Origin of the sequence: Ochrobactrum sp. C6C9 (genome assembly GCF_022627935.1) — a bacterium.
GTDB classification, from domain to species: Bacteria; Pseudomonadota; Alphaproteobacteria; order Rhizobiales; family Rhizobiaceae; genus Brucella; species Brucella teleogrylli.
Genome location: NZ_JABXGB010000012.1, coordinates 156,782 through 163,507, shown reverse-complemented (window position 1 = coordinate 163,507; position 6,726 = coordinate 156,782). Strand labels below are relative to the sequence as shown.

The window sequence follows — 6,726 nt, the reverse complement described above, 5'->3', positions numbered from 1 at the left end:
TGGCAGGACCTTGCGGAGAATCGGAGGCAATGCGAAAATCGCCGCCTCATGAAAAGCACGGCTTCTGATTCTCCTCTTCTGTTCGACATTCCGCTAGTGCCCGACTTCTCTGAAGAAGCGAGGCTGCTGGCGCGTGGGCTTCGCCATATTGTCGGCATCGATGAAGCGGGGCGCGGGCCTTTGGCCGGGCCGGTCGTAGCTGCCGCCGTGCTGCTGGACGCAAGCGACGTTCCCGACGGGCTAGACGATTCCAAACGTCTCAATGCAGCCAAGCGCGATGCGCTCTATGAGACTATTCTGGCGAAGGCCATAAGCGTCTCTGTTGCAAGTCTCAGCGCCCGCAGCATCGATGTCAGCGACATTCGGAAAGCGGCATTGGAAGCCATGCGTCGCGCCGTACACGGGCTGATCTTACAGCCATGCCACGCATTGATCGATGGGCGCGATGTACCGCCCGGCCTGCCCTGCCCCGGTTCCGCCCTCGTGAAGGGCGATCAGCGCTCCGTGTCGATTGCTGCGGCCTCCATCGTCGCCAAGGTGACGCGGGATCGCATGATGGAGCGCGCAGGCAGCGTTCACACGGTCTACGGCATGGAAGTGCATGCAGGCTATGCAACCGCCCGTCACCGCGCCGCTATCGAAAGCGATGGCCCCATCCCCGGCCTGCACCGTTACACTTTCGCGCCGATCAAGGGACGCTTTGAGCCTCACACTTAAGCGTATCGTGTAGATGCGAAACGCCTGAACGGAAATCAGTCCGCAGGAATGAGCCCTTATCCGGCTCGGTCCGAAAAGATGCGAGCGCAAAACTGGAAGCTGCACCGATCGAATCCTAGTGGATTATCAGGCGCCACTGGCGGCGATCAACCAGATCGCGCCGGTTATGTCATCCATCGCCCCCGGTAGCTTCATTCTTTTCGAATACTCTACGCGCCCGCAAGCAGTGGCTCATCCATTCCACTGGTATGCCCCCCGAATTGGCGCACCCTCTCCGAGGCCTTATTAAAACAAAAATGCCGCCCTTTCAGGCGGCATTTCAAAACTCAAAAGGTCGCGAGAACCTTAGTTCATGTTCGACTTGACTTGAACCAGTGCGTCCTTGAACAGACCGCCGGAAACCTTGGTGTCAACCTTGTCGGCGACAAGCTTGCCAGCGGCAGCAACGGCGAGATCGACAGCCGAAGCGCGGACGGCATTGATAGCGTCGACTTCAGCGGTTGCGATCTTCTGTTCAGCCAGCTTGTTACGGCGTGCCACATATTCTTCAGTCGCGCGCTTGGCGTCTTCGAGAAGAGCCTTGGCTTCGCGTTCGGCAGCGGCGACGATGTCGCCTGCTTCCTTTTCGGCTTCCTTGCGCTTGCGATGGTACTCGGCCAGAAGTTGCTGTGCTTCTTCACGCAAGGTACGGGCTTCTTCCAGTTCCTTCTTGATGTGATCGGCACGCTCATCGAGCGAACGACCAATCATAGCCGGAACTTTCAGATAGGCGAGGATCGCCAGGAAGATGATGAGGCCAACAAGTGCCCAAAATGTAGCGTCCATTGTCCTCTCCTCAGGCGTTCACGGCCTTGACAGCGGCTGTTACCGAAGCCTTGTCGGCCTTGGTGCCCAGAAGCTGTTCGACGATTTCAGCCGTGGTTTCCTCGGCGATGGTGCCGACGTCGCTCATGGCCTTGGCCTTGATCGCAGCAATGCGGTCTTCGGCATCCTTGAGCTTGCCTTCCAGCGCGGCTTCGGCAGCAGCGCGTTCGGCGTCTGCTTCGCCCTTGCCTTTTTCGCGAGCAGCTTCTGCAATCGAAGCGGCCTTGGTGCGGGCCTGGGCCAGTTCCTGCTCATAAGCAACGATGGCGTTATCGGCATCCTGCTTGAGACGGGCAGCCTGCTCGAGATCCTGGGCGATACGGTCACGACGGGTTTCGATCACGCCGCCAATGCGCGGCAGAACCACGCGCGACATGAACAGATAGAAAAGACCGAACGTGATCGCCAGCCACAGAAGCTGCGAGGCGTAGTGGGTGGAATCGAACGGAGGGAATACGCCGCTGCCGTGTCCGGCATCCTGCGCGACCCCGGTTTCGGTGTGCACAGCATCAGCTGCGCCGTGCTCACCAGCAGCTGGTGCCGGTTGCGATTCGGTGGCGGTTTGGGCAAACGCCGTGGACACGAACATCCAGATTTCCCCTTAAATCGAGCATGATCTGATCCGAAAACCGGTTCCCGTCTTCCGGGATCATGCCTACTCGAACGTCATATGCAAAGGCCAGCCGCGCTGCATTTCAAGATACAGATCGCGGCAGGCCAGACTCTTGAACCGTTTATTAGACGGCGAAGAGGAGCAGAAGCGCGATGAGCAGCGAGAAGATGCCCAGAGCTTCCGTAACGGCGAAACCGAACACCAGACGGCCGAACTGGCTGTCAGCAGCGGACGGGTTGCGCAGAGCGCCGGAGAGGTATTGGCCGAAGATATTGCCGAGGCCGAGAGCCGTACCGGCCATACCGAAACAGGCGAGACCGGCGCCGATGTACTTTGCTGCTTCCGCTTCCATGTTAAGCTCCTTCTGGATTGAAATATAAGCGCGGATTTCAGTTCTGGCGGTCGCCCGCCGGTTTGAACTCAGTGTCCCGGATGTACTGCGTCGTTGATGTACATGCAGGTGAGAACGGTAAACACGTAGGCCTGGAGGAAGGCTACGAGGAATTCGAGTGCGGTGATCGCAACCGTCATGATGAGCGGCAGCACCGCGCCGCCGACGCCGATGGGCCCAAGTGCGGCCAGCGAAACAACGAAGCCAGCAAAAACCTTGAGCGTGATGTGGCCTGCGAGCATGTTCGCAAAAAGACGAACCGAGAGGCTGATCGGACGCGACAGGAACGAGATGATTTCAATGGCAACAACCAGCGGCACGATGATGCCGGGAACACCGCTCGGCACGAACAGCTTGAGGAAGCCGAAACCATGCTTGAAGAAACCGTAGACGATGACCGTACCGATGACCAGGCACGCGAGAGCGAACGTCACGATGATCTGGCTGGTGACAGTGTAGAAATACGGGAAGAGACCGATGAAATTCGCGACCAGCACGAACATGAACAGCGAGAAGACGAAGGGGAAGAACTTCATACCCTTCGAACCAGCCGAATCCCGCAGGCTTGTCGCCACGAATTCATAGGCCATTTCCGAAACCGACTGCAGACGGGTCGGGATAAGACCGCGGCCCGACGACGTCAGATAAAGGAAGCCCGAAGCGACCACGACGGTTGCGACCATGAAAGCCGAAACATTCGTGAACGACAGGTCAACGCCGCCTACATCGATGGGAATCCACCGAGAAATCTGGAACTGATGGATCGGATCGTTCGCCACCTTAACCTCGTCTGTCTTCCCTGCCCGAAGGCGATTTAGTCTCGGGGCCCGACATGCATCCGGCCCGCTTATCACTTACACTTGAACGAACTTTACCGTAAAGTCCGCTAAGTCTTATTTCCTGTCACTCTTTTCCGCGTTAGTCTTAATGCCGCCTTGATCGGCGACATAACCTACGGAACGAAGCACATTGAGGACACCCGCTGCGAAGCCCAGTAGGAGAAATACGATCAATCCCCAAGGCGACGTGCCGGCGACACGATCGATGAACCAGCCAAGCACCGCACCCACCACGATCCCAGCGATAAACTCGCTGGAAAGCTTCATGGCCTGCGCGACCGAACTTGCCGTCTCCGACCGCTCCTCCTCGGAAGCTGGCTTTTTGAACATGCCTTTCTTGACCAATTCGGCCTCAAGACGGTTCAAACGCTGATCCAGCTCCCCGGAAGCAGGTTGCCCTTGCCCATCCTTGACAGCACCGGATGGCTTTTCGGGCTCAATTCCCCGTGCCATTGGCAGCTCCTTTTTTCAAGAAAGGCAGGTTCAAAACCCCATTTCCAAGTTGCGCGCAACATATTGACACCCCGCCCGCTAGTCAAGGCGCTGAAGCCACTGCTCCAGAAGGTTTTTTATTCAAAAAAAACAATTGGATAGCTAATGGTGCGACTCATTTTCCGCCCAAAGTCCAAGAATGTGGCGCGAATCCTTCACTTTTTCGTTGCCACTATCCCCAGCGTATCGCAGTCGGAGCGGCTCCAGCGCCAATGAAACGCAGGCCCTGCTTCAGCCATCCGATTTCCGCCGCGATCAACGATCAAACTTGCCCTGGATTCGCGTGAGAGCGCACTGCGCCAAGTGCTTGCTGTCGAGCAGTGAAACACAGACAAGGAAAGCTGGGCAAGAACCGGCGCAACGCAACAGGCGGAAGAGGTTGCCCTCTCCCGCCTGCTTGTTTTCATAATGACAGTTTCGCTAAACGGAAGGTCGAAGCCGATCTGCCATCGGCTGTGACGCTCCATGCCATGCAGAACCGTTCTCTGCCCGGCAGAGCTTAAAACTTGCCGGAAAGGCCGATGATCGCGCCGAAGGCCGTATCCTTGTTGACCGTGCGGTTTACATAAGGCGTCACGCCGATGCTGACGGCATCGCTGAACGCATAGGAAACCGTGGTCGACAGGCTGCCGCGTGTATGCGCCGCATCGGAATTGAACTTGAACGAGCCGATATAGTCGGCGCTGGCGATTACGCTCGGGTCCTTGTGCGACAAATCCTGCTCGATCTCGGCATTGACGGACCAGTTGACCTTGTCGGTCAGCGCCATGCCGTAATTGAGACCGAGATAGGCCGTCGTGCGCTGTGACTTCACATCCGAATAGGTGAATGGGAAATGAGCGCCGGATTCGGTAAAGCCGTCCATTTTCAGGTCGGTATAGTTCAAGCCGCCGTAATAACCGAACGATGCCTTGTTGCCGAGATCAAACGACTGCCCTGCTTCCAGCTGTACGCCCCAACCATTGACGGTGCTGTCACCGCTGCCCGGTTCGGTATAGCCCAGCACCTGACGCGTCCGCTCGACATCATAGCGATTGATCGCAGCCGAACCACGCATATACCAGGTTCCGCTCTGGGTGCGGTCTTTCCACTGCGCATAGATACCGCCGCCGAGATTATTGTTGGTGCGGTCGAAATTGTCCGGCATGTCCTGCCAGAACGTATGGGCAATGGTTGCGCCGGCCGAAAAATTATCGGTGAAGGCGTGACCGAGCGTCATCCAGCCGAGCACATCCTTGCTGTCGCCTGCGCGGCCAACGTCGGAATAGATGCCGTACCAGCTTTCGCCACCCCGCGCCATGCCGAGACCGGCGCCGGAGAAGTCGTTGAAGCCCTGACCGCTGCTGCTGCCGCCCATCAACCGGCCAACAATGGCGCCTTGCGAGCCGACGACCGAGAAAGTGTCATTGGCAAGTGCGGCAACCGTCTGCACCGTATTGGTGACATCGATGCCGACAGGCGTGGGTGTTGGTTCCGGTGTTGGTGTCGGCTGCCCATTCCCGTTCGGGTCCGGATCAGGGGTCGGAGTTGGGTTCGGCTCAGGATCGGGCGGCGTTACCGACACGAGTTTCCAGAGTGCAGCGTGGTATATATTATTCATATCCTGAAAATTGCCGACGATAACCGTTCCATCAGCGGAAACACCGGTAGTGTTGGATCCTATGCCGCCCAAAGTTCCAAGATCAATCAGCGACCCGCTCGAACCAACCCAAGCCACAGCGTGGGTTGCATTGCTTTCATTCGTCGCTTTACCGACGATAACAGAGCCATTGTCCGAAACCGCAACAGTATCGGAAGTCGCACCGCCTAAAGTGCCGAGATCGGTAATATCCGACCCTCCACCATACCACGCGACTGCGTGCTGATCCGCTGATGTATTCCTCGAATACCCGATGATGACACTGCCGTCAGCGGATACAGCACGTGCATAGGAGGTCGTATTGCCGGTCAACGCACCAAGATCAGATGGCACCGTGGCGCCGCCACGCCATACGGTCGCATGTTCGACTGCGCTGCCGACGTGCAACTGTGACGCACCGACGATCACCGATCCATCAGCAGACACGCCGTTCGCGTAGGAATTATCGCCACCCAGAGTGCCAAGGTCTGTCAGCACTTGATTACGCCACTCCACTGCATGACGTTTTGTATTGCCAACCTCTGTATAAGAATATCCAACGACCACTCCCCCGTCTTTGGAAAGACCTGTCGGCGCGGAGTTACCTGCGCTCAAACCGTGGAGTTCCGTTGCCGGTGCTGAACCGTTGGCCACGGACCACGCGACCGCGTGAGCGATATTCCCTATGTAGTAGTATCCAACAATTGTTGAACCATCAGAGGACACCGCCTCGGCGGAGACTTTACCAGTGGCTCCGATGCCTTGAAGCTCCGTCACTGCGGACGAGCCATCCAGCCACGCCACAGCGTGGTTGGTAGTCCCGACAAGAGAAGTCCCTATAATAACACTGCCATCAGCGGACACAGCCTTGGCGTGGGCAGGAAGCTGAACGTCCAAAGGCGCCAGATTGGCCCGGCTTGCGGTTTCGCTATTCCACTTCTGAGGGACAACAATGTTTGACCCACTGGTCACAGACCCTACAACCACCTTGCCATCAGCAGAAACACCATAGGCATAGGAGCCTGAGGCTGACACCACTTCACCCAATGGTTTCGCGGACCCCAGCTCCAATTGCTGGGCCGCCGCAATATGCGCACCACCTAATAAAGACGATGTGCTAATAAGCAAATACGCCAAATGCTTATTTAAAACTTTCATTATCCCTCACACACCAAAACCGATGAATTGTACT

The 6,726-nt window shown here is 57.2% G+C and carries 7 protein-coding genes; 1 reads left to right on the top strand and 6 read right to left on the bottom strand.

The window, feature by feature from the left end; genetic code table 11:
- Nucleotides 1–48 precede the first annotated feature (48 nt).
- A complete protein-coding gene (locus HWD97_RS12100) occupies nucleotides 49–717 on the top strand; it encodes a ribonuclease HII (RefSeq protein ID WP_140025406.1) in 669 nt (222 codons plus the stop codon).
- A gap of 345 nt (nucleotides 718–1,062) precedes the next feature.
- Here the strand turns inward: HWD97_RS12100 and HWD97_RS12095 are convergent, their stop codons facing one another.
- The 6 genes from HWD97_RS12095 to HWD97_RS12070 form a co-directional block, all read right to left on the bottom strand.
- Nucleotides 1,063–1,542, bottom strand: a complete 480-nt coding sequence (locus HWD97_RS12095) for a F0F1 ATP synthase subunit B (protein WP_371835057.1) — start codon at nucleotides 1,540–1,542, stop codon at nucleotides 1,063–1,065.
- Between the two features lie 10 nt (nucleotides 1,543–1,552).
- Nucleotides 1,553–2,170, bottom strand: coding sequence for a F0F1 ATP synthase subunit B (locus tag HWD97_RS12090; RefSeq protein WP_140025405.1), 618 nt, complete (start codon nucleotides 2,168–2,170; stop codon nucleotides 1,553–1,555).
- A gap of 148 nt (nucleotides 2,171–2,318) precedes the next feature.
- Nucleotides 2,319–2,546: a F0F1 ATP synthase subunit C gene (locus HWD97_RS12085; protein ID WP_002963544.1), complete on the bottom strand. Its 228-nt coding sequence runs from the start codon at nucleotides 2,544–2,546 to the stop codon at nucleotides 2,319–2,321.
- Nucleotides 2,547–2,614: 68 nt separating this feature from the next.
- A complete protein-coding gene (locus HWD97_RS12080; RefSeq protein ID WP_109368422.1) occupies nucleotides 2,615–3,364 on the bottom strand; it encodes a F0F1 ATP synthase subunit A in 750 nt (249 codons plus the stop codon).
- A gap of 114 nt (nucleotides 3,365–3,478) precedes the next feature.
- On the bottom strand, nucleotides 3,479–3,877 hold the full coding sequence (locus HWD97_RS12075) for an AtpZ/AtpI family protein (RefSeq protein ID WP_109368421.1): 399 nt from the start codon (nucleotides 3,875–3,877) through the stop codon (nucleotides 3,479–3,481).
- A 538-nt stretch (nucleotides 3,878–4,415) separates the two neighbouring features.
- Nucleotides 4,416–6,692, bottom strand: a complete 2,277-nt coding sequence (locus tag HWD97_RS12070) for an autotransporter domain-containing protein (RefSeq protein ID WP_371835056.1) — start codon at nucleotides 6,690–6,692, stop codon at nucleotides 4,416–4,418.
- Nucleotides 6,693–6,726 lie beyond the last annotated feature (34 nt).